We start from the raw sequence: 21,961 nt of genomic DNA, 5'->3' as shown, positions 1-21,961 counted from the left end.
TCCAGGTATGCTACAACCTATAATATCTTATATTTGTCTGCATAATAGGATGTACCTGTTATATTTGGAAAGAGGTGATCTGAATGAAAAGGAAGATACGTTTGCTCATCATGCTTATATCAGTGTTGTTAATGTCTGCTTTTGCTTCACCGAAATCCGAAGAACAGCTTGAGGCGATGGATTCAGGCCATGTGATCTCGGTTCAACTGACAGGCGGACGTCCGGGAATGCCGCATCGAAATTATCAATGGAATAAAAATGACCCTGTCGTTCATAAAATCACCCGCTGGATTTCGGATGCCAAGCCCGTTCAAGGGCAAATAGAATATGGCCGCCATGGTAACCCAATGTCGGTACGTTTAACGTTGGAAAATGGAAAGGTAATCGACGCCGAACCGGCATTCAACTGCGTTTCGGTTACGCTGTCAGACGGCGGTGGGATGACAACCTGTACTCCCGTAATAGGCGAAATAATGATCAAGAGTGGATCTTCAAAAATTAGAGCCGCCTCCTTGGAGATGTATGAGTGGCTGACGGATGGATATAAGGATGAGAAATACCGTGATGAACCATCTGTTTCTCCGTAAACCCAAAAAGCGACCCTGCAGTTCAGTTCTGGACTGTAAGGTCGCTTTTTTGCTTATGCCCCTATGAACTCCGGCTTCTCCATAACAAGTAAATAAAGAAGGGAGCGCCGACAGCGGAAGTGAACACGCCTACCGGTATATCGAGCGGTGTGAACAAGTTTCGCGCCAGCACATCCGCCAGCACCACGATGAATGCGCCGCAGAGACCGCTGGCCGGTAGCAGAGACCCGTAGGAAGAGCCGATCAGCTTTCTGGCGATGTGAGGGGATAATAGCGCCACGAAGCCGATGGCTCCGCCTACAGAAATGCCGGCGCCAGCAAGTCCGACCGCCGTGAAGATGAGTATCGTACGGTCTCTTTCCACGCTGCTTCCGGCTCCCGCTGCCAAGTCGTCGCCAAGCTGCAGCATGTTGATGCGGCGGGCAAAAGCAAGGCTGAGGACACCTAGTATGACGAACCAAGGCACAATCATGTTTACATGCTTCCAGGAGCTGCCGTAGACGCTGCCAAGCAGCCAGTTGAAGGCTTTTTGGGCTACGTCGGTCGGGCCGGTTACGAGCAGCATCGTGGAAAGCGAGGATGCCACGGAGCCGATGCCTACGCCGACCAGAACCAGCATCAACGGGTTCACGCCTTTTTTCCACGAAAGGACATAGATTAGCAATGTCGTTAAGGCCGCACCGATGAATGCTGCAGGCGGCAGCCAGAAGACGCTGGCCGAGGGAATCAAGGTGATAATGGCCGTGGCTGCCAGTGAAGCGCCGCTCGTCACTCCCATAACGTCCGGGGAAGCAAGCGGATTGCGGATGAGACCCTGGGTAATGGCGCCGGACATCGCCAGACAGGCTCCGACCATCGCACCGACGAGTACGCGTGGAAGGCGCAGTTTTTGTACCACGACGACGTCAAGCGCATCGCCTTGTCCGAATATGGCCTGCACGACGGCCCAAGGATTCACGTACTTCGTTCCGAATCCGACGCTCACGACCACCGCAAGTAGCAGAAGGAGCGCAAGCCCGGTCAGAACCGTGACTTGTCTTTTACTGGTCAGAAACGAAATTTGGCTGCCCTTGATCCGGACGGCAATCGGTTTTTTGGAATGATTGGATCGGCTCATTTTTTTAACAGCCCCTTTCTGGCGGCTTGGATGAAGAACGGAACGCCGATGATGGCGGTCATGACGCCGATCGGGATTTCGCGCGGCATGGCGATGAACCGGGCGGCAATATCGGCCAGCAGCAGTAAAATGCCGCCGAGGATCGCGCTGTATGGAATGAGCCAACGGATGTCCTTGCCAACGACGGTCCGCGAAATATGCGGTATGACAAGTCCGAGAAAGCCGACGGGGCCGGCCACCGCAACGGAGCTGCCTGCGAGCACTACGATGAGAAGTCCCATGGTGAGTTTCAGCAGTACGGTTCTCTGTCCCAGGCTTTTGGCGACGTCATCGCCAAGCATGAGCGTATTGATCGAGGAACTGATGAGCAGGGCAATAAGCCATGCCGCAAGCATATAAGGCAGCATGCGGAGGAGAATGTCCAAGCTTCTGCCTTCTACAGAACCGGACATCCAGAACAGCACTTCTTCCATAGCCCGTCCGCTGATAATAAGCATGCCATTGGTCATGGAACTGCAGAAAGCTGTGATGGCAGCGCCTGCAAGCGTGATTTTCAGCGGGGTAAGCCCCTGTCTGCCCGCGGAGCCTAGCACGAAGACGAACAGGCAGCTGACGCCTGCGCCGAGAAAGGCAATCCATGTGAACGAAGTCAGCGAGCTGACGCCGAAAAGGACGAACGAGGCGACGACGAATAGGGAAGCGCCTGCGTTAAGGCCGAATATGCCCGAATCCGCCAGAGGGTTTTTGGTGAGCGACTGCAGCAGAACGCCGCAGATCCCGAGACTTCCGCCGACAAAAGCAGCGATCAAAGCTCGGGGCACCCGCACTTCGCGGACGATAATATGCTCGGTGCTTCCATTATAAGAGGTGAACGCCTCCAGCACTTGTTGCCAGCCGGTGCTATGCACGCCGAACAGAATGCTTGCTGCAGCGCTGAGAAGCAGGATGAGGATTCCGACCATGAGACCCATCCATTTATATGTAGTTTTATGCAGCCATACCGTCTGCAACGCGTATCCCTCTTTCCTATTAGGCAAAATAAATAACATATAAAAGTTTAAGGGGAGGGGAAAGGAAAGTCAATGAACATCATTCTCATTTAAATCTGCGAATTGGATGGCAATATATCGAACAATTGTGGCGATTTACTACATATTATTGACAAGTAAAACCCTAATCGATTAGGATAAAGTCGATACTGATAATCATTATCAGAGAATTAAAAGGGGAGAACAACATACTTATGAAGAAATGGAATGGTATCATACTCATGATGCTCGCAGCCATGCTTGTGCTTTCGGCCTGCGGCAAGGATAGCGGCAGTACGACCGGCACAGCCGGCAGTGACAACGGAAACAAAGAGGCGGCGCAGGAAACGAACGATGCTGACCGTACCATCGATACCATTATGGGCAAGGTGACCGTGCCGGCGCATCCGCAGCGCGTGGTCGTGTTGACCAACGAAGGAACCGAAGCGCTTTTATCCATGGGAGTTAAGCCGGTAGGGGCTGTAAAGTCCTGGACGGGGGATCCATGGTATGCACATATTAAAGACCAGATGCAAGGCGTTGAGAATCTTGGCGAGGAAGGCCAGCCGAACGTGGAAGCCATTGCGGCCCTCAAGCCGGATCTGATCCTGGGCACGAAAATGCGCCAGGAAAAAATTTATGAGCAGTTGACGGCAATCGCCCCAACCGTATTCTCCGAAACGCTCCGCGGCGAGTGGAAAGGGAACTTCAAGCTGTGGGCTGATGCAGTAAACCAAGTGGACAAGGGCAACGAGGTTCTCGCGGCGTATGACAAGCATGTGTCCGATCTCAAAGCCGAGCTTGGCGACAAGCTGAAGACGAAAGTGTCCATGGTTCGCTTTATGCCTGGCAAAGCGCGCATCTACTATAGAGATACGTTCTCCGGTCTGATCCTTAGCGAGCTCGGTTTTGCCCGTCCGGAATCGCAAACCAGCGATGGATTTGCCGATGACGTGGGCAAGGAACGCATTCCCGAGATGGATGGGGATATCCTCTTCTATTTTACCTATGAAACCGGCGACGGCAAAGGCAGCGAGATGGAAAAAGAATGGACGAACGATAAGCTGTGGAAAAACCTTGACGTCGTGAAAAAGGGCAACGCCCACCGAGTGGATGACGTCATCTGGAACACGGCAGGCGGCGTGCTTGCTGCAAACCTGATGCTGGATGATTTGAAAACCTATTTTATAAAGTAAATATGTGTTGAATTTCGAAGAGGGAACCCTTACCGGGTTCCCTCTTGCTTCATTGACTGTCAAATCGATTTGAGGCATTATTATAAGTATGAGAATGCTGCAAATTTCGAGTTTTTTTGTTCACGAGATCATATTATAAAACGCTTTGCGTGAAATAAAACGGGAGGATTGAGCGTTATGCTTTCGACAGATCAGATCATTCATGCCATGTCGGAACAGGGGCTGCGCATTACCGACCAGCGGAAGACGCTCGCCAGATTATTCGGTGAACATTCGGGCTATTTGTCGGCCAAGGATGTATATGAGTATATGTGCAAAAAATACAGCGGACTCAGCTTTGACACGGTTTACCGGAACCTGCGCGTGATGCAGGAGCTCGGTGTGCTGGAGCAGGTCGTTTTCGAGGACGGCATGAAATTCAAGGCGAGCTGCAGTGAGGATCATCATCACCACCACATGATTTGCCTGCAGTGCCAGCGGACGTACCCGATTCAGTTTTGTCCGGTCGATCTGGCGGATGCGCCGGAGCATTTCCAGGTCGTAACGCATAAATTCGAAGTATTCGGTTATTGTAAGGACTGCCAGCAGTCCGTCTCGGAGGAGGAGCAGCAGGCGTCCTCCAGTATGGGCAGGGGACAGTAATATGGGACTGATGCGCAAGATCGTACAAGGCCCCATTCGTTTTTACCGCAAATATATTTCGCCGCTGAAGCCGCCCACATGCCGCTTCTATCCCACCTGCTCCGCTTATGCGCTAGAGGCGGTTGAAGTACACGGGGCACTCAAGGGAACATGGCTTGCCGCGAAGCGGATCGCTAAATGTCAGCCCTTTCATCCGGGAGGAGTAGACCTTGTTCCCCCTCGCAAAGAGAAGAGAGGCGACGGGCATTCCCATAAAGGCAGCGGGCATCTGACTTGACTTCCGGCCTGCAGGTTCAGTATATTAAGGAATATATGACATTTCCGACGAACGGATGAGTAGGAGAACACGAGCTTAGCTCAGAGAGCCGGTAACAGCTGCGAGCCGGTCTAGGCAGGTTCACCGAATATGGTCCGGGAGGAACGGCTTTCGAGCGTCAGCATGACTTCCATGAAGCCTGATGCGTAAGGGGGCGGCGTGATCCAGCGTTAATGGACGGTATCCGGCACATGCCGGGAACCGATGGAGCCTGTCTTCCGGGAGGAAGCGGGGAAATTGGGTGGTAACACGTGAGAGAACTCTCGTCCCATACTGGGGCGGGATTTTTTTGTGTTCAAAATTAATTGTATCCGGGAGGATGAGCTTTCCATGTCTGAAAAAAAGACGTTTTACCTGACAACACCAATCTATTATCCGAGTGACAAATTGCATATTGGCCATGCCTATACGACCGTCGCCGGGGATGCCATGGTCCGCTATAAAAAGCTTCGCGGTTATGATGTCCGCTACTTAACAGGAACGGATGAGCACGGCCAAAAGATCGAACGCAAAGCGGCAGAAGCGGGTAAAACCCCACAGCAGTTCGTCGACGACATTGTGGCCGGCATCAAGGACTTGTGGAAAAAGCTTGATATTTCAAACAGCGATTTCATTCGTACCACCGAGCCTCGCCACTCCAAGGTCGTTCAGGAAGTATTCGAACGTCTGCTTGCACAGGGGGATATTTACAAGGGAGAATACGAAGGCTGGTATTGTACGCCCGATGAGTCTTTCTTTCTCGAAAGACAGCTCGTTGACGGGAAATGTCCGGACTGCGGCCGCCCCGTAGAACGCGTGAAAGAGGAAAGCTATTTCTTCCGCATGAGCAAGTACGTGGATCGTCTATTGAAGTATTATGAAGACCATCCGGATTTCATCCAGCCGGTATCCCGCAAAAACGAGATGATCAATAATTTCATTAAACCGGGTCTTGAAGACCTGGCGGTTTCCCGTACGACGTATGAATGGGGTGTCAAAGTCAAAAGCGATCCGAAGCATGTCATTTACGTATGGATCGACGCTTTGCTGAACTACATTACAGCGCTCGGCTACGGTTCGGACGACACGACGCTATTCGATAAATACTGGCCTGCCGACGTACACCTGATGAGTAAGGAGATCGTCCGCTTCCATACCATCTATTGGCCGATCATTCTGATGGCGCTGGACCTTCCGCTGCCGAAGAAAGTGTTCGCGCATGGATGGCTGCTGATGAAGGACGGTAAAATGTCCAAGTCCAAGGGTAATGTCGTAGACCCGGTTACGTTGATCGACCGCTACGGTCTGGATACGCTGCGTTATTACCTGCTGCGCGAGGTGCCATTTGGTGCCGATGGAACCTTTACGCCGGAGAGCTTCGTAGAGCGCGTGAATTCCGATCTGGCCAACGACCTTGGCAACCTGCTGAATCGAACGGTAGCCATGGTAGACAAATATTTTGACGGCTCCGTGCCTGCGTACCAAGCCGGCATTACCGCCTTCGACGGCGAGCTGGAGGAAGCGGCGAAGGCCGTATACGCCAAGGTAGAGGAGGCCATGGAGAACATGGAGTTCTCTGTTGCCCTAACGGCGATCAGCCAGTTTATAAGCCGCAGTAACAAATACATCGACGAAACCCAGCCGTGGACGCTTGCGAAAGACGAAGCGAAACGCGGGGAGCTTGCTTCGGTCATGACGCATTTGGTGGAAAGCCTGCGCATCGCTTCCATCCTGCTGCAGCCTTTCCTCACCCAGGCTCCGCGCAAAATCTGGGAGCAGCTCGGCATTGAAGAAGGCGAGCTGACCGCCTGGGAGAGCGGCAAAACATTCGGCCTGATCCCTGAGGGCACGAAACTGGTGAAAGGAAATCCGATCTTCCCTCGCCTGGAGTCTGAACCGGAGATCGCCTACATCAAAGAGGCCATGACAGGCGGAACCGCGGCAGCACAAGCAGCGGAAGCACAACCAGATGAACAGGCCGCAAGCGAAGCGCCGGAGCTGAAAGAAGAAATCGGAATCGAAGATTTCGCCAAAGTGGAGCTGCGCGTAGCCCAAGTCATCGCGGCAGAGCCTGTGAAGAAAGCCGATAAGCTGCTGAAGCTCCAGCTGGACCTAGGCTTTGAACAGCGCCAAGTCGTTTCCGGCATTGCCAAATTCTATTCGCCGGAAGACCTCGTGGGACGCAAAGTCATCTGCGTCACGAACCTGAAGCCGGTCAAGCTGCGCGGCGAATTATCCCAGGGCATGATTCTCGCAGCCTCGCAAGGGGAGCAGCTGACGCTGGCCACCGTGCCGGACAGCATGCCGAATGGCGCAGTAGTCAAGTAAGGGCCCCCGTTCCCAGGAAGTCTGAATGGGGACTAAAATAGGAATAATAAGACGGAATACCTCTAAGATAAGAGGGTTCCGTCTTTTTGCGCGGGTCAGGATGAATATGCGGACCAGGCATTTCCAGCCCGTTCAAACTGTGGTTGACAAAAAAACAGAACCCATTCTATAATTTATTAGTAAAAATTACGATTAAGGTGGGCGTCTAACATTGAACAAAAAAATACGCCTGAAGTCGGCTGCGATATGCTCCGTGATATTGCTCATGGTCGTGCTGGCTGCAGGATGCGGACCGCAGAGCCAAGGCAAAATTGTTGAAGGCAAGGTCAACGTGGTGACTACCTTTTACCCGATATATGAGTTTGCAAAGGCAATCGGCGGTGAAGATGCGAATGTCATCAATCTGCTGCCTGCCGGCGTGGAGCCCCATGATTGGACGCCGCGCAGCCAGGATATCGTGAACACATCCAAAGCGCAGCTCTTTTTCTATAATGGTGCGGGCCTCGAAGGCTGGGTTCCCCAATTCCTGAAGGGCTTGAACCGGGACACCAAGGTGAAGGCTTACGAGGTCAGTCAAGGCATCCCGCTGATTGAGGCAGGGGAGGACGAGGAACATCAGCACGAAGGTGAAGGACATAAGCATGAGCATCATGTCGATCCGCATACCTGGGTGAGCCCGAAGTCGGCACTTATCATGGCGGAGAACATGAAGAACAGTTATATCGAAGCGGATCCGGCCCATCAGGATGCCTACACGAGCCGGTATGCGGCGCTTAAGCAGAAGCTTGAGAAGCTGGATGACGAGTTTAAGGCCAAGCTGGATGAGATGCCTCGGAAGGAGATCGTCGTATCTCATGAGGCCTTCGGGTATCTGGCGCGGGATTACGGACTGACACAGCATGCGATCATGGGCTTGTCTCCCGATGCGGAGCCGCGGGCCAGAGATCTGCTGCAGCTCTCCAATCTGGTGAAGGAGAAGGGCATTCATTTTATCTTTTTTGAAGAGCTGGTATCGGACCGCCTTGCCAAGACGCTCGCTTCGGAAACGGGGGCTGAGGTGCTTGTCCTGAATCCTGTGGAAGGTTTGACGGAAGAACAACTGAGCCGCGGTGATGACTATTTCAGTCTGATGCGCAACAATCTCGCAAATCTGATCCTGGCCCTGCAGGAGTAGAGTACAACTATTTTGAAAAAGAGAGGTGGATGTCAACATGTTTACGCCGATTATTGACGATTGTCATCAGCCGGTCGTTGAGCTGGAGCATATATCGTTTGCTTACCGGGACCAGCAGGTCATCTCCGACCTCAGCTTTACGGTCAAGGAAAGGGATTTTGTAGGCATCATCGGCTCCAACGGTGCCGGCAAATCTACGCTGATGCGGATGATCGTGGGTCTGCTGCCGGCGGGTGAAGGAAGCATCCGGCTGTTCGGACAGCCGATCCGCAAATTCAAGGACTGGGAACGGATCGGATATGTGCCGCAAAAGAACGCATTCAATCCGTTGTTCCCCGCTACCGTGCGCGAAGTGGTGCTGTCGGGATTATACAACAACAAGAACCTGTTTCGCAGAGTGGGAAAAGCCCAGCAGCAAAAATGCGACGATGCCCTCGAAGTCATGGGGATTCAGAATATCGCAGGTAAAAGAATCGGCGAGCTTTCGGGCGGCCAACAGCAGCGTGCTTTTCTGGCCAGAGCGATGATTAATCGTCCGGATTTGCTCATTTTGGATGAGCCCACCGTGGGGATCGACGCCAAAACCCAGGCCGATTTCTTTGAATTAATTACACATATGCATGAGCATCACCACATGACTTTCCTGATGGTTTCCCATGATATGGGCATGGTTGAAAGTTATCTTGGGAAGCATCCGAAGCAGCAGAACGGGAACATCAATTTTTATGTCCGGCATTCCCACGAAATTCAAAATTGCGAGGAGCGGGATCTGCAGCATTCGCTGATATGATCACAGCCGCGGTTGCAGAAGGAGTCGTATAACATTGGCTATCGATATTATGCTAAGTGATTTTTTTCAGCGTGCGCTGGCCGGAGGCATTCTGATCGGAATAACCGCGCCGCTGATTGGTATTTTTCTGGTGCTGCGCCGGTTGTCCATGATTGGGGATACCCTCGCGCATGTGACGATCGCAGGCGTGGCCCTCGGTTTCCTGATAGAGGTGTATCCCCTCGGCGCAGGGCTTGTCTTTGCGGTTTTGGCCTCATTCGCGATCGAAAAGCTGCGGAAAGCTTATAAAAGCTATGCCGAGCTGTCCATTGCCATCATTATGTCGGGCGGAGTCGCGCTCGCGTCTTTGTTTTTTACACTTGGTATGGGTTACAATACAGATGTGATGAGTTATTTGTTCGGGAGCATTTATACATTGGATACACAGGATCTGTATGTCGTGGGAGCCGTAACGCTGGTTGTGGTTGTCGTGGTTGCACTCTTTTTCAAAGAGTTCTTCCTTCTCAGCTTTGAAGAGGATGCGGCGAGCGTTAATGGACTGCCTGTGCGCATGCTCAATATGCTGATTACGGTCTTGACGGCGCTCGTCATCAGTACGGCGATCAAAATCGTCGGTGCGCTGCTGGTTTCCGCGCTGCTGACTATCCCGGTCGCTATCAGCTTATTGATCGCACGAAGCTTCAAATCATCCGTGATCCTATCCGTTGTTATCTCCGAGATCGCCGTGATTATCGGGCTCGTCATTGCCGGCATTTGGAATTTGGCGCCAGGAGCAACGATTGTCCTGCTGTTGATTGCCCTTCTGATATTAACCATGGCCGGTAAAAAAGGGTTTTCGAGTTAGCCATTATAGGGGGTACGTACGGCCTTGTCGAACTTGAATATTTGGATCGCATTTCTTGCCGGGCTGGCTTCATTTATCTCTCCATGCTGCCTGCCTTTATATCCTTCATACCTTTCTTACATTACAGGGATGTCGGTGCAGCAGCTGAAAACGGAGCAGAATAAAAAAGAAGTCCGTTTCCGGACCATGACGCATACGCTCGCGTTTATTTTGGGCTTTTCAGCCGTGTTTTACACCTTGGGCGTTGGAGCAGGACTGTTCGGGAATTTCTTCAACAATAACCGGGATCTGATCCGCCAACTGTCCGCTATTTTGATTATATTGATGGGCCTGTTCCTTGTGGGTATTTTCCAGCCCAAGTTTTTGATGAGGGATTTTAAAATGGACTTCAAATTCAAGCCTGCGGGCTATATCGGTTCCTTTATCTTCGGTATTGGCTTCTCCGCCGGATGGTCGCCCTGCGTGGGACCGATCCTGGCGGCGATCATCGCACTCGCGGCAACGGAGCCCGGTGCATGGTTTCCGCTCATTACCGCCTATACGCTCGGGTTCGCCATTCCTTTCTTCGTACTGGCGTTTTTCATCGGTTCCACGAAGTGGATCGTGAAATATTCAGGCATCATGATGAAAATCGGCGGCGCCTTGATGCTGCTGATGGGTGTGCTGCTGTTTACAAACCAAATGACGAAAATAACGATTTGGCTGCAGGCGATTACGCCCGAGTGGCTGAAATTCTAGGTAAAATAATCAATTTTGGCCGAAGGAAAATGCTCAAAGATCCGCTCTGTGATGAATTCGCGCAGGGCGGTTTGCTGTTCATCGGGGTATACATACTTGGATTGGCCCCACTTCCCCCATTTCTTCTTGCGCTTTTCGACGTCCATTTCGAGCTTCGTTTTGGGATATCGCTGCTCAATCACCGATTTAGCGGTTTTGGTAAACCGGTGCTGGATCAGCTCAAAGGTTAAATCGCTCGTGGCATCCTTCGGCAGGGTCTTCTCCAGACGAGCCAGGAGGTCGGCGTAGCCTTCTTCCCAGCCGTCATACCAGATGATCGGAGCAATGATGAACCCGAGCGGATAGCCGGCGTGAGCAACTTTCCCGGCGGCTTCGATCCGCTCCTCGAAGTGGGAGGTGGAGGGCTCGAACTGACGGATGACATAATCGGAGTTGACGCTGAAACGGATACGGGTATGCCCGTTGTGCTTCAGCTTAAGCAGCGGATCGACGTGGTGGAACTTGGTCACAAAGCGCAGTCTTCCGAATTCCTCATCGGCCATGAACGTTATCAAATCCGCGAGGGAGCCGGTAATATGCTCAATGCCGACGGGATCCGAGGTACAGGCGGCCTCAAACCGGGTAATCTCCGGCTTTCGCTCCTCGATATAGCGCTTGGCCGACGCCAGGATATCCTCCGTATTCACGTAAACGCGGATATAGGGCTTGGCGCCGAGCGTCGTCTGCAGGTAGCAGTAATGGCAGTGGCCCATGCATCCTGTCGAGATCGGAATTGCATACTCGGCGGACGGTTTGGATTGATCAAATTCCAGCGTTTTACGGACTCCGACCACCAGTGTGCGCTTGGCGTTTTTGTATTTTTCGAGATCCGTGTCGCCGGGCAGATTGGTGATGCGGTTGTGGGAGGTGGTCATCCGGAGCGGAATGTTGTTTTGCTTGACCCACTCCATAATTTTTGCGCCTTTGGAATAGTTCAGCGCATCCGGTTCAAAATATACAAGGTCCGGGATGAACGGTTTTGTTGGCCTCAGCGTTCGCTTTGGTCTTTCCTTAATACCTGTCCCCATGGCAATCGCGCTCCTTTCCTCATTTATTATGTGTGCGTCAAATGGCCTACAGTCGTGGGAAAAGAGAGGTTTCCCGGCAGGACTTGCCAAGTCCTCTTGGAAACATGTATCATTACAAGAGCAGGTATTTTGGTTCCATGATTCATGCTTAAAAAGAGAAAAGAGGGAAGAAGATGCCAACGCCCAGCATGGAGGATTATTTGGAGCGCATCTACAAGCTGATTGACGAAAAGGGATATGCTCGCGTCTCGGATATTGCCGAAGGGCTGGAGGTTCATCCTTCATCGGTTACCAAAATGATTCAAAAACTCGACAAGGATGAATACCTCATATACGAGAAATATCGTGGACTCGTTTTGACCAGCAAAGGCAAGAAGATGGGTAAACGACTGGTTGACCGCCATAAGCTGCTTGAAGATTTCTTGACGATGATCGGCGTGTCCGATGAGCATATTTATACCGATGTGGAAGGGATCGAGCATCATTTGAGCTGGGATTCCATTACGCACATTGCAACGCTTGTAGAGTTCTTCCGCAGAGATGACCAGCGTCTTCAAGATTTGCGGAACATTCACAATGAACTAGTGGGCGATTCGTAAAACAGGCATCTGTCCCTTTCAAGAGACGGATGCCTCTTCGTTTCTCATGAGCGGGAAGACCCCTATGTATGGCATGACGGCCTCCCTGGACGGCCGCGATGCTTTATGCCTGCAAATCTATTATTACTTGGAGGATTCGTAGAATGAGGTTATGGAAGTTTCACAAATGGATGATCCTGGCACTCGTGTTTATACTGTTTTTACCTGTTACCAGTCGTTCTGTTCAAGCGGAAACTTCAAAAGGGTCCATCACGATTTCGCTGGATGGGGACCGGATTACCAGTGACGTTGCGCCGTATATTCTTCCAAAAGTATATGTGACCATGGTGCCGCTCCGCGTCATTAGCGAGGGACTGGGGGCAGCCGTGAATTGGCAGCAGAGCTCGAAAACCGTCACCATTGACCGCGATGGTTCGTCCATGTCACTGACCAGCGGCAAAAAAACGGCTGTGGTCAACGGTGAGAGTGTTGCACTCGATGCTTCGGTCCAAATCAAAAGCGGCAGAATTATGGTGCCGCTCCGTTTCGTTGGCGAGAACCTGGGCCTGCAGGTCGTATGGAATCAAGCGGCACAGAGCATCGCGCTGTTATCCGGTTCATACATACCAAGCCTTCCAAGTCCCGCGGAACCAAGCCAGCCTGAAGAGGGGAATGGAAACGGGCAGCAGGATGGGATACACGGGGCCTGGATATCGACCGTCACCAACCTGGATTGGCCCTCCAAGAAGTCGTACGGAAACAGCAATCAGCAAAAGCAGGAATTCACTGCGCTGCTGGATAAGCTGCTGGCTATCGGCGTGAACGCGGTTTACGTTCAGGTTCGTCCCGCCGGCGACGCGCTGTACCCTTCGAAACTTGTACCATGGTCCGAATATTTGACAGGCAAACAGGGACAGGATCCGGGCTATGACCCGCTCGAATTCATGATCAAGGAGACCCATCAAAGAGGGATGCAGTTCCATGCCTGGTTTAATCCGTTTCGTGCAAGCATGAAATCGACCAAAACCAATTTGGCTCCAAACCATGTGGCGATCCAGCATCCGGATTGGATCGTGACCGCCAACAATCAGATGATCATTAATCCGGGTATTCCGGAAGCAAGACAGCATATTATCGATGCCATTATGGAAGTCGTGAACAAATACAGCATCGACGGCGTGCACCTGGATGATTATTTCTATCCGTCCGGCGGGACATTCAACGACGACAACACGTACAAGACGTATGATTTCAGCGGTCTTTCCAAAGCCGATTGGCGCAGGGATAACGTGAACCAGTTTGTTCAAAAGCTTGACCAGTCCATTCATGCCGCGAAGCCTTCCATCGAATTCGGCATCAGTCCGTTTGGCGTATGGCGCAATAAGGCAACGGACGTGACGGGTTCGGATACGAAAGCGGGTGTGACGGCTTACGATTCGATGTACGCGGACGTAAGAACGTGGATACAGAATGGCTGGATCGATTATGTTGCGCCGCAAATCTATTGGAGCATGTCGTTTAAGGCTGCCCAGTACGATAAGCTTGTTGATTGGTGGGCCGCGGAAGTGGCAGGGACCGGGGTTGATTTGTTGATCGGTCAGGCGCCGTACAAGCTGGGTACGACCGAAGCCGGATGGCAAAGTTCTCAGGAGATTATCAATCAGCTCACCTATAATGAAAAATATGCGGATATTAAAGGTTCGATCTTTTTCCGGGCGACGCATTTGATCAACAATCCGCTCGGACTTATTCCGGCATTGGCCGCTTTTTATCAACAATAATACCCGTTCATAACGAGTCATGAATCGACTCCCGTTCTCATACATTAGGTTGAATGTAGATGAGGACGGGGGTTTTTTGCATGCTCATCAATGCGGTTTTTGAAGGCGGCGGAGTCAAGGGAATATCGCTTGCGGGCGCAGTGAAAGCGGCAGAAACCTCGGGGGTCGTATTTCACAGGCTGGCCGGGACATCCTCGGGCTCCATTGTGGCTGCGCTGCTAGCAGCAGGATTCTCTGCGGACGAGATGAGCGAGATTGTCCGTACGACGCCTTTCACTTCCTTTCTGCATCGAGCGCCGGTGTTTAACGCCAAAATCATCGGGCCGGCCGTCCGCCTGTTCATCAAAAAAGGACTGTATTCCGGGGAAGCGCTGGAATTATGGATCCATAATATTTTGAAGTCAAAGGGAATCCGCACATTCTCGGATATCCCGCCAGGCAAATTGATGATCATCGCCTCCGACATCACTAACGGCAAAATACTGGTGCTGCCCGGCGATCTGATCAAGCTAGGCATCAATCCGGCAGCGTTTGAGGTTTCGAAGGCGATCCGCATGAGCACCAGCATTCCTTACTTTTTCGATCCGGTGATTCTGAGAATGTGCGGGGATGCAGCCCGGGGCAAATCGTTCAAGGATCAGTTCGTATATATCGTGGACGGCGGGCTGCTCAGCAACTTTCCGCTGTGGCTGTTCGACGATACGACCGTGGAGACGCCGGGACCGGGGCAAAAGCTCGTGCAAACGATCGGATTTCAAATGGTGGGTCGGAGCTCGGGCAGCCCCCATGTGATCAGAGGACCGGTCAGCATGCTGCAGGCGATGTTCGATACGATGCTGTCCGCCCATGACGAACGGTACATCGAGCAGGTGAACCGGTTCCGGACAATCAAGATCCCCACACTTGGCGTCGGCACGATGGAGTTTAATCTGACACCGGAACAAAGCAGGGAGCTTTACGAGTCCGGCGTTCAGGCAGGAAACAAGTTTTTCGCCAGATTTCAAAGGCTGAATATGTAAAAAGAGGCGTTCACGCTTAGCGTGAACGCCTCTTCATTCATGCAGGATTAATGGTACTTCGGCTGCTGGTCATCGTTTTTACCCTTGGAGCCTTCGATGACCTGAAAAGGATAATGCTTTCTTTTTCCTGCGGTATGCGTCTTCTTGGCTGCGGCCACCTTTTCCATCGTTCGGGCAGATGGCTTGATCTTTGGTGCTTTTCTCGATTTTCCACGTCCGGGCTGGTATTTGAAGAGCAGGAACACCACGCCAAACACCAGGAAAGGTATGAGCAGCATTTTGATCAAATTCAAAGGTTGGTCCAACAGCATAAACAAGAAACCTAAAACGGCCAGCGCCGCTGCAACCCAAAAGACTATAGCATGCCTTTTCATCTCATCCTCATCCTTTCAGGGGATCCAAGACTCCGGTTCTGACAGGTTGGTTTGCTGCAGGTGCGTTTTCCATTTGAGCATCGAGCTCAAGCATCCGGTTAAATGAAGCGATGGAAACCTCTACCTGATCATCTTTCGGTTCTTTGGTGGTCAACAGCTGCAGCCACAATCCCGGATAACCGAGGTAGCGGAGAACAGGCACCTCTCTAAGCGAGTTGGTCATTTTCAAGAATTCGAACGAAATGGCAATGACGACAGGCAGCAGGACGATCCGCTGCAAGACGCGCTGCGTCATGTTATCCCACGGAACGAGGGAATAGATGAGGACGCCCAGCACAATCGTGAGCATCATAAAGCTGCTGCCGCAGCGGTAATGGAGCCGGCTGTGCTTCTGTACATTCTGCACCGTCAATTCCTCACCGGCTTCGTAGGTCGTGATGACCTTGTGCTCCGCGCCGTGATATTGGAACAACCGCTTCACTACAGGCGTCTGTGAGATGGCCCATAGATAAACCAGAAGCAAAATGAGCTTGATGACCCCTTCAATCAGGTTATGCAGAATGTAGTTATCAAACAGCTTGCCGAAAAAAATGTTCTCAAGAAAAACCGGAAGCAGTGTAAGCACCAGCTTGCCGAATACGAAGGAGAGAACGCCTACGGCGGCCACGCCGATAATCATGCTCAGGCTCCATTTGGATTCTTCCTTCTCTTTCAGTTTTTCGCGCTCTTCAGGTTCAAGCGTATCATCCGCGTACGCATCAGCGGAATAATTCAAATGCTTCGTTCCTTTGGCGCTCGAATCTATAATACTGACAATGCCCCGCAGCAATGGGACCCTGCGCAGCTTGCGCACCCAATTTTTGTCCTGCTTCGGCACTTCCAAAAAAGTAATTTCCTGATTTTTTCTGCGTACGGCTGTCACATTGACATGTTTGCCGCCAAACATAACGCCTTCAATCACAGCTTGGCCGCCGTAGCTGACAGTTTTTGATTCTTGCGACAACCAGTTCACCTTCCCTAAGAAATTAGTGTATTTCAGGATATTTCCAATCCTGTATGGCTTACCCGGCTTTCGCATCAGTCTTCAGCACGCGAGCCCCGAGGTTTTATTATTACCATTGTATCTAATTTCCGGCTCGATTTCTAGTTGGTTTAGGCTCGGACGAAATGTACATACTAAGGAAAACAAAAGGAGTCTTTGAAAATGACGACACAAGCTGCCGCATATCGGCAAAAGTCGGAGGAAGGACATACGAATCCGTTCACGTTTGGGCTTGAACTCGGTTTTTTTGCGGGACTGATCTGGGGAGCGATTCATTGGGTATTCTATACCTTTCATTTCACCAAAGTGATTCCGGGATTTCTCGGCGGACCCTTTTTCAGGTCATCTTTTCTTAAAAGCGGTTCCGGGCAGCTGACCGGTTGGCTGCTGTTCATCGTCCTTTCCACTTTTGCCTCCATTATATATGTCCTGCTGCTTCGAAAGCTGAGAGGTCCGTGGCCCGGGATCCTGTATGGCGTAGTATGGTGGTTCATCCTTTTTGTCCTAGCAGGTCCAAAGCTTCATATGATGAAGCCCGTTCAACACCTGGGATGGAACTCGGTCGTGAGCGAATTCTGCCTTTTTCTGCTCTGGGGATTGTTTATCGGATATACGATTGCCGTTGAATTCACGGATGAGCGAAAGCGTGAACCAAAGCAAGCAAAGGCTTGAGCTAGCAAAAAAACTTCTCAAGTGGACATTCCCTATGGTAAAATAGCAGATGGTTATTTGACAATAAGGGTGGGAAAACCATTTTGAGAACCATATGGGTGATCAACGGACCGAACCTGAATCTGCTCGGGCTTCGGGAGCCCGGTGTATACGGCTCTCAAAGCCTGCAAGCAATTGAGGAAGGCTTGCTTCAAAAGGCTGAAGCTTTGGGCTTGTCGATTACATTTTATCAATCCAACCATGAAGGCGACATCATCGACCGGATCCATGGCGCTATAGGCCATGCCGACGGCATTGTGCTGAACCCTGGCGCGCTTACCCACTACAGCTATGCAGTGCGCGATGCCATCAGCTCTGTTAAAATACCGACCGTCGAAGTGCATTTATCCAACATTCACGCGCGGGAACCGTTCCGTCATACGTCGGTCATCGCTCCTGTTGCCATTGGACAAATCGCCGGATTCGGCGCCGTCAGCTACGAACTTGGATTGATAGCCCTGCTTCGCCACTTGGAAAGTCAGGGACAATAGGTCGCTGCCTCTTCCGGATGAAGCTGTGAAGAGAGAGGAGACGTAAGTTTATGAGCAACCATCGTGTACTTCAATTGCGTGAAGCCATGCAGCAAAAAAACGTGGAGGCGCTGTTCGTCACAAGCGCGATCAACCGCCGCTACCTGACCGGTTTTACAGGTTCTTCGGGTTATGTGCTCGTAACCATGAACGAAGCCTATTTGCTGACTGACTTCCGCTATATGACCCAGGCGCCGCAGCAGGCGAAGGATTTCAAGGTTGTCGAGCATGCGCAGCGTGTAACAGATACGGTTAAGGAACTGCTGAACTCCGCTAACATCGGCAAGGTTGCCTTTGAGCAGGAGGATGTTTCGTTCGCATCGTATAGCGCTTATGCCGAGCAGCTCAAGCCGATCCAGCTGGTTCCGGTTTCGGGAATCGTTGAACAGCTTCGCATGTTCAAGGATGCCGAAGAGCTGAAGGTAATGCAGAGAGCCGCCGATTTGGCCGACGACACCTTCAAGCATATTCTTGGCTTTATCAAGACAGGGATGACCGAACGCGAAGTCGATCTGGAAATGGAATTCTATATGCGCCGTCACGGTGCAACTTGCTCCTCGTTCGATACGATTGTCGCTTCCGGTGAACGCTCCGCGATGCCGCACGGCGTGGCTAGCGAACGGGTAATCGCCGGAAATGAGCTCATTACGTTCGATTTTGGCGCCCTTCTGGACGGCTACTGTTCCGATTTGACACGGACCATCGCAATCGGCGATCCGGATCCGAAGTTGAAGGAAATCTACGACATCGTTCTGGAGGCGCAGCTGCATGCTCTCGAGAACATCAAACCGGGAATGACCGGCCGCGAAGCCGACGCTCTGGCGCGCGACATCATTACGAAGTACGGCTACGGCGATCAGTTTGGCCACAGTACCGGCCATGGTCTAGGCATGGAAGTGCATGAAAATCCGCGCCTGTCCAAGCTGAGCGACGATATTTTGAAGCCGGGCATGGTCGTTACCGTTGAACCCGGCATTTACCTTCCCGGTCTTGGCGGTGTACGCATCGAGGATGATATTGTGATCACGGAGACGGGAATTGCAATCCTGACGCATTCGTCGAAGGAATTCACAGTATTGCCGGTGTGATTAACGCAATATATATTTTATTTTAGGAGGCATTTTTGTGATTTCAGTCAACGATTTTAAAACAGGATTAACGGTGGAAGTGGATGGCGATATCTTCACCGTTCTTGATTTTCAACACGTAAAACCAGGTAAAGGTGCGGCATTCGTTCGCTCCAAACTGAAAAACCTTCGCAACGGCAACACCGTTGAGCGCACATTCCGTGCAGGCGAAACAATCGGCCGTGCCATCATCGAGAACCGCGGCGTTTCTTACTTGTATGCAAGCGGCCAAGAGCACACGTTCATGGATAACGAAACCTACGACCAGTTCACCCTGGACAGCGATCAGCTCGAGTGGGAATTGAACTTCCTGAAAGAAAACATGAACGTTCACATTGTGAGCTATCAAGGAGAAATCCTGGGTATCAACCTGCCAACCAGCGTTGAGCTGAAGGTTGTTGAAACCGAGCCAGGCATCAAAGGCAACACGGCTACGGGCGCTACCAAAAACGCGAAAGTCGAAACCGGACTTAACGTTCAGGTTCCGCTGTTCATCAACGAAGGCGATGTGCTTCTGATCGATACACGCGAAGGAAAATACATCTCCCGCGCGTAGGCTTTTCTTCAGAAAAGCGGCGGCTTTAACTCCGGATTCCCCTCACGGCAAGTGAGGGGGATTTTTTGCATAAGCAGGAAGAACCCTTGGTGTACATAGCTTCAAGCGAAAAAAAGTCTACCTTTCCGGTGGACTTTCGTATTATACTAATTTAAAGCATAAAAATAGACGTTTGGAATTTGAGTGGGGAGTGAATCGAAGTTGTCACTGTACGTCATGAAATTCGGAGGCAGCTCCGTGGGTGATACGGAGCGAATGAAGCGCGTCGCAAGACGCATCGTTGAGAAGCAGGACGAAGGACATCAATGCGTCGTGGTCGTTTCCGCGATGGGGGACACCACAGACGATCTGATCGATCAGGCGAAGCTTCTGAACCCGGAGCCTCCCGCACGGGAAATGGATATGCTGATGACGACGGGAGAGCAGATTTCGATGTCTCTGTTGTCCATGGCCATCCACCAGCTGGGACGAAGCGCCGTCTCGCTGACCGGTTGGCAGGCTGGATTCCGTACAGAACCTGTGCATGGCAAAGCCCGGATCACGGATATATTGCCTGAACGCGTTCAAGCTGCCTTGAAGAACAATCAAATTGTCATCGTTGCAGGATTTCAGGGCATGACCGAGGACGGGGAAATCACGACGCTTGGCCGTGGAGGTTCCGATACGACGGCGGTTGCGCTCGCAGCGGCGATTAACGCCGACGTATGCGAAATTTATACGGATGTGGACGGCATTTATTCGACGGATCCGCGCATCGTCAAATGCGCACGGAAGCTTGAGGAAATCTCTTATGACGAAATGCTGGAGCTCGCCAATCTGGGCGCAGCCGTCCTGCATCCGCGGGCGGTCGAGTACGCCAAGCACCACAAGGTGCATCTGGTCGTCAGATCCAGCTTTAACTATAACGAAGGCACTGCAGTTAAGGAGGAAACAAGCGTGGAACAGGGAGTAGTGGTAAGCGGCATCGCTTATGATAAAAATGTAGCAAGAATCAGCATTCTTGGCGTGGAAGACATTCCGGGCGTCCTGGCACATGTATTCGGAGCGCTTGCCGAGGCTTCGATCAACGTGGATATTATCGTTCAGAGCGGCGTGCAGGACGGCAAAGCCGATTTCTCCTTTACGACATCTTTGTCTGAGAGCGATCATGCGCTAGAGGTCATTCACGGCCTGAAATCCAAGCTTCCTTACCGTGAAGTGACTTCCGATACGAACCTGGTGAAAATTTCGATCGTTGGCGCCGGCATGATCAGCCATCCCGGTGTAGCCGCGCAAATGTTTGATGTGATTTCCAAACAAGGGGTCAGCATCAAAATGGTCAGCACCTCTGAAATCAAAACATCCTGCGTAATCGAAAACGGGAATCTTGAGCAGGTTGTCAAAGCGCTGCACACAGCCTACAACCTGGATACCGAAGCACAGGTGTTTGTCGGCGGGCCTCAGGACAGACGCTAATTCCCTGGTCCACTCGTCACATTAGCATAAGAAAGGCCTGGAGCATAAAGCTCCAGGCCTTTTTCGCGTTTGCTGCCATTCTGCGGACGATTATCCCTGCTTGCATGCGGAGGATTTAGTAGAGGGGAGACAAGACAAGGTCGTTTTTGGCGACGGGCACGACGGGCACCGTATCGACACCTGTGCAGTATTCAACGTCATGACCATAACCAAGCTTGACCAGCTGTTTCGCGGAGGATCCTTCCATCACCGTCTCATAGAGCGCATGACGGCACTGCCGATAGGCGAGCTTCATGGCTACGCCCAGATCGTTCAGACGCACCGGATGATTCAAGCGGGCCTCCATGGCATCGATAATCATACCTGCGCATAATCCGTCTTCGAGCGAAAATTCATTCCTGCAGCCCGCGCACAGCAGAATCACATCCCGTTCAAAGGCTGTCAGCGCTGCAGCACAGGCCGTCCCGTTCAGGAAGCTCGCGGCGAGCAGGCGAGAAGCCCGCTGCGACTTGAGAAGCCCACGGGTACCGTTGGAGGTCGTCAATATCACCAATTTGCCCGCGATATCCTCTGACATGTAGTCGTGGGGAGAGTTTCCTGCCTGAAAGCCGGGAATCTTCTTATAGTAGCGCTCTCCGCCGACAAAAGTATGTTCGCTGCGTTTACTTTGGGCCTCAGGGACGGTTTCTACGGGAAGCAGGCCGCAAGCGCCTTTGGCAAGTGCCGTGATCATCGTGCTTGTTGCGCGCAGCACATCTATCACCACCGCGCTTTTTTGGATAAAGTCGTCCGATCTAATATCGTCCACATTGGCAATCACATCCACCCGCATGGATAAAATCCTCCTTAAGCCACTTATGTGTGCGGATCTCTATCAGCAGGTTAAGCCCATAGAGATTAGTACATTCACTTCTAATATATGCGCAGCAGGCAGAAATGTTCCTTGCCCTTTCTTCTAAAACATATCTAAAAAGAGAGATTG

Annotated in this window: 23 protein-coding genes; 17 read left to right on the top strand and 6 right to left on the bottom strand. The window is 51.7% G+C overall.

Annotated elements, in window-relative coordinates:
- The first annotated feature begins 110 nt into the window (after window positions 1–110).
- Window positions 111–587 carry a hypothetical protein gene (locus ACTHPM_RS09320; protein ID WP_440394895.1) on the top strand — a complete coding sequence of 159 codons (477 nt, stop codon included), beginning with the start codon at window positions 111–113 and terminating at the stop codon, window positions 585–587.
- 61 nt (window positions 588–648) lie between these two features.
- Here ACTHPM_RS09320 and ACTHPM_RS09315 read toward each other — a convergent pair whose 3' ends face one another.
- Both ACTHPM_RS09315 and ACTHPM_RS09310 read right to left on the bottom strand, forming a co-directional pair.
- On the bottom strand, window positions 649–1,704 hold the full coding sequence (locus ACTHPM_RS09315; RefSeq protein ID WP_440394894.1) for a FecCD family ABC transporter permease: 1,056 nt from the start codon (window positions 1,702–1,704) through the stop codon (window positions 649–651).
- Window positions 1,701–2,675 (bottom strand): FecCD family ABC transporter permease, encoded by a 975-nt coding sequence (locus tag ACTHPM_RS09310; RefSeq protein WP_440395397.1) that lies wholly within the window; start codon window positions 2,673–2,675, stop codon window positions 1,701–1,703. The genes ACTHPM_RS09315 and ACTHPM_RS09310 overlap by 4 nt, the downstream gene beginning before the upstream one ends.
- A 272-nt stretch (window positions 2,676–2,947) precedes the next feature.
- Here ACTHPM_RS09310 and ACTHPM_RS09305 point away from each other — a divergent pair, with 272 nt between their 5' ends.
- The 8 genes from ACTHPM_RS09305 (at window position 2,948) to ACTHPM_RS09270 (ending at window position 10,739) form a co-directional block, all read left to right on the top strand.
- Window positions 2,948–3,928: an ABC transporter substrate-binding protein gene (locus tag ACTHPM_RS09305; RefSeq protein ID WP_440394893.1), complete on the top strand. Its 981-nt coding sequence runs from the start codon at window positions 2,948–2,950 to the stop codon at window positions 3,926–3,928.
- A 177-nt stretch (window positions 3,929–4,105) separates the two neighbouring features.
- Window positions 4,106–4,570, top strand: a complete 465-nt coding sequence (locus ACTHPM_RS09300; protein ID WP_440394892.1) for a Fur family transcriptional regulator — start codon at window positions 4,106–4,108, stop codon at window positions 4,568–4,570.
- A gap of 1 nt (window position 4,571) precedes the next feature.
- Window positions 4,572–4,847 carry a membrane protein insertion efficiency factor YidD gene (gene yidD, locus ACTHPM_RS09295; protein ID WP_440394891.1) on the top strand — a complete coding sequence of 92 codons (276 nt, stop codon included), beginning with the start codon at window positions 4,572–4,574 and terminating at the stop codon, window positions 4,845–4,847.
- Between the two features lie 348 nt (window positions 4,848–5,195).
- Window positions 5,196–7,193, top strand: a complete 1,998-nt coding sequence (gene metG, locus ACTHPM_RS09290) for a methionine--tRNA ligase (RefSeq protein ID WP_440395396.1) — start codon at window positions 5,196–5,198, stop codon at window positions 7,191–7,193.
- A gap of 265 nt (window positions 7,194–7,458) precedes the next feature.
- Complete coding sequence (locus ACTHPM_RS09285) at window positions 7,459–8,367, top strand: metal ABC transporter substrate-binding protein (protein ID WP_440395395.1); 909 nt, start codon at window positions 7,459–7,461, stop codon at window positions 8,365–8,367.
- A gap of 37 nt (window positions 8,368–8,404) precedes the next feature.
- Window positions 8,405–9,157, top strand: a complete 753-nt coding sequence (locus ACTHPM_RS09280; RefSeq protein ID WP_440394890.1) for a metal ABC transporter ATP-binding protein — start codon at window positions 8,405–8,407, stop codon at window positions 9,155–9,157.
- Between the two features lie 49 nt (window positions 9,158–9,206).
- Window positions 9,207–10,001 carry a metal ABC transporter permease gene (locus ACTHPM_RS09275; RefSeq protein WP_440395394.1) on the top strand — a complete coding sequence of 265 codons (795 nt, stop codon included), beginning with the start codon at window positions 9,207–9,209 and terminating at the stop codon, window positions 9,999–10,001.
- Window positions 10,002–10,025: 24 nt separating this feature from the next.
- Window positions 10,026–10,739 carry a cytochrome c biogenesis CcdA family protein gene (locus ACTHPM_RS09270; protein WP_440394889.1) on the top strand — a complete coding sequence of 238 codons (714 nt, stop codon included), beginning with the start codon at window positions 10,026–10,028 and terminating at the stop codon, window positions 10,737–10,739.
- Here the strand turns inward: ACTHPM_RS09270 and splB are convergent.
- Window positions 10,736–11,806, bottom strand: a complete 1,071-nt coding sequence (gene splB / locus ACTHPM_RS09265) for a spore photoproduct lyase (RefSeq protein WP_440394888.1) — start codon at window positions 11,804–11,806, stop codon at window positions 10,736–10,738. The two genes, ACTHPM_RS09270 and splB, sit on opposite strands and share 4 nt — an antisense overlap.
- A 173-nt stretch (window positions 11,807–11,979) precedes the next feature.
- Here splB and mntR point away from each other — a divergent pair, with 173 nt between their 5' ends.
- The 3 genes from mntR (at window position 11,980) to ACTHPM_RS09250 (ending at window position 15,184) form a co-directional block, all read left to right on the top strand.
- On the top strand, window positions 11,980–12,405 hold the full coding sequence (gene mntR / locus ACTHPM_RS09260; RefSeq protein ID WP_440394887.1) for a transcriptional regulator MntR: 426 nt from the start codon (window positions 11,980–11,982) through the stop codon (window positions 12,403–12,405).
- Between the two features lie 143 nt (window positions 12,406–12,548).
- Window positions 12,549–14,165: a family 10 glycosylhydrolase gene (locus ACTHPM_RS09255; protein ID WP_440394886.1), complete on the top strand. Its 1,617-nt coding sequence runs from the start codon at window positions 12,549–12,551 to the stop codon at window positions 14,163–14,165.
- Between the two features lie 80 nt (window positions 14,166–14,245).
- Window positions 14,246–15,184, top strand: coding sequence for a patatin-like phospholipase family protein (locus ACTHPM_RS09250; RefSeq protein WP_440394885.1), 939 nt, complete (start codon window positions 14,246–14,248; stop codon window positions 15,182–15,184).
- Window positions 15,185–15,231: 47 nt separating this feature from the next.
- Here the strand turns inward: ACTHPM_RS09250 and ACTHPM_RS09245 are convergent, their stop codons facing one another.
- Window positions 15,232–15,558, bottom strand: coding sequence for a hypothetical protein (locus tag ACTHPM_RS09245; protein ID WP_440421516.1), 327 nt, complete (start codon window positions 15,556–15,558; stop codon window positions 15,232–15,234).
- Window positions 15,559–15,565: 7 nt separating this feature from the next.
- Complete coding sequence (locus tag ACTHPM_RS09240; protein ID WP_440394883.1) at window positions 15,566–16,561, bottom strand: DUF1385 domain-containing protein; 996 nt, start codon at window positions 16,559–16,561, stop codon at window positions 15,566–15,568.
- A gap of 201 nt (window positions 16,562–16,762) precedes the next feature.
- Between ACTHPM_RS09240 and ACTHPM_RS09235 the strand changes: the two genes are divergently transcribed.
- From ACTHPM_RS09235 to ACTHPM_RS09215, 5 genes are all read left to right on the top strand, one after another.
- Window positions 16,763–17,272 (top strand): YqhR family membrane protein, encoded by a 510-nt coding sequence (locus ACTHPM_RS09235; RefSeq protein WP_440394882.1) that lies wholly within the window; start codon window positions 16,763–16,765, stop codon window positions 17,270–17,272.
- An 83-nt stretch (window positions 17,273–17,355) separates the two neighbouring features.
- Entirely contained in the window at window positions 17,356–17,802 is a 447-nt protein-coding gene (aroQ, locus tag ACTHPM_RS09230) for a type II 3-dehydroquinate dehydratase (RefSeq protein WP_440394881.1), read from the top strand.
- Window positions 17,803–17,852: 50 nt separating this feature from the next.
- Window positions 17,853–18,929: a M24 family metallopeptidase gene (locus tag ACTHPM_RS09225; RefSeq protein WP_440394880.1), complete on the top strand. Its 1,077-nt coding sequence runs from the start codon at window positions 17,853–17,855 to the stop codon at window positions 18,927–18,929.
- A gap of 37 nt (window positions 18,930–18,966) precedes the next feature.
- On the top strand, window positions 18,967–19,524 hold the full coding sequence (gene efp, locus ACTHPM_RS09220) for an elongation factor P (RefSeq protein ID WP_440394879.1): 558 nt from the start codon (window positions 18,967–18,969) through the stop codon (window positions 19,522–19,524).
- Between the two features lie 201 nt (window positions 19,525–19,725).
- Window positions 19,726–20,979, top strand: a complete 1,254-nt coding sequence (locus ACTHPM_RS09215) for an aspartate kinase (RefSeq protein WP_440394878.1) — start codon at window positions 19,726–19,728, stop codon at window positions 20,977–20,979.
- A 115-nt stretch (window positions 20,980–21,094) separates the two neighbouring features.
- On the opposite strand, the gene ACTHPM_RS09210 is transcribed toward ACTHPM_RS09215, so the two are convergent.
- On the bottom strand, window positions 21,095–21,811 hold the full coding sequence (locus ACTHPM_RS09210) for a 2-phosphosulfolactate phosphatase (RefSeq protein ID WP_440394877.1): 717 nt from the start codon (window positions 21,809–21,811) through the stop codon (window positions 21,095–21,097).
- Window positions 21,812–21,961: the final 150 nt, after the last annotated feature.

The organism is Paenibacillus sp. SAFN-054, from assembly GCF_051966755.1.
Lineage (GTDB): Bacteria > Bacillota > Bacilli > Paenibacillales > Paenibacillaceae > Paenibacillus_AQ.
Note: the sequence above shows the minus strand (reverse complement) of the source record. Positions and strands in the feature narration are given on the sequence as shown.

Bases quoted from the DNA above. Each gene is read 5' to 3' on its own strand.
- ACTHPM_RS09320 (WP_440394895.1), top strand. From the start codon at position 111: ATGCTTATATCAGTGTTGTTAATGTCTGCTTTTGCTTCACCGAAATCC.
- ACTHPM_RS09315 (WP_440394894.1), bottom strand. From the start codon at position 1,704: ATGAGCCGATCCAATCATTCCAAAAAACCGATTGCCGTCCGGATCAAG.
- ACTHPM_RS09310 (WP_440395397.1), bottom strand. From the start codon at position 2,675: ATGGGTCTCATGGTCGGAATCCTCATCCTGCTTCTCAGCGCTGCAGCA.
- ACTHPM_RS09305 (WP_440394893.1), top strand. From the start codon at position 2,948: ATGAAGAAATGGAATGGTATCATACTCATGATGCTCGCAGCCATGCTT.
- ACTHPM_RS09300 (WP_440394892.1), top strand. From the start codon at position 4,106: ATGCTTTCGACAGATCAGATCATTCATGCCATGTCGGAACAGGGGCTG.
- yidD (WP_440394891.1), top strand. From the start codon at position 4,572: ATGGGACTGATGCGCAAGATCGTACAAGGCCCCATTCGTTTTTACCGC.
- ACTHPM_RS09285 (WP_440395395.1), top strand. From the start codon at position 7,459: ATGGTCGTGCTGGCTGCAGGATGCGGACCGCAGAGCCAAGGCAAAATT.
- ACTHPM_RS09280 (WP_440394890.1), top strand. From the start codon at position 8,405: ATGTTTACGCCGATTATTGACGATTGTCATCAGCCGGTCGTTGAGCTG.
- ACTHPM_RS09275 (WP_440395394.1), top strand. From the start codon at position 9,207: ATGCTAAGTGATTTTTTTCAGCGTGCGCTGGCCGGAGGCATTCTGATC.
- splB (WP_440394888.1), bottom strand. From the start codon at position 11,806: ATGGGGACAGGTATTAAGGAAAGACCAAAGCGAACGCTGAGGCCAACA.
- mntR (WP_440394887.1), top strand. From the start codon at position 11,980: ATGCCAACGCCCAGCATGGAGGATTATTTGGAGCGCATCTACAAGCTG.
- ACTHPM_RS09255 (WP_440394886.1), top strand. From the start codon at position 12,549: ATGAGGTTATGGAAGTTTCACAAATGGATGATCCTGGCACTCGTGTTT.
- ACTHPM_RS09250 (WP_440394885.1), top strand. From the start codon at position 14,246: ATGCTCATCAATGCGGTTTTTGAAGGCGGCGGAGTCAAGGGAATATCG.
- ACTHPM_RS09245 (WP_440421516.1), bottom strand. From the start codon at position 15,558: ATGAAAAGGCATGCTATAGTCTTTTGGGTTGCAGCGGCGCTGGCCGTT.
- ACTHPM_RS09235 (WP_440394882.1), top strand. From the start codon at position 16,763: ATGACGACACAAGCTGCCGCATATCGGCAAAAGTCGGAGGAAGGACAT.
- ACTHPM_RS09225 (WP_440394880.1), top strand. From the start codon at position 17,853: ATGAGCAACCATCGTGTACTTCAATTGCGTGAAGCCATGCAGCAAAAA.
- ACTHPM_RS09210 (WP_440394877.1), bottom strand. From the start codon at position 21,811: ATGCGGGTGGATGTGATTGCCAATGTGGACGATATTAGATCGGACGAC.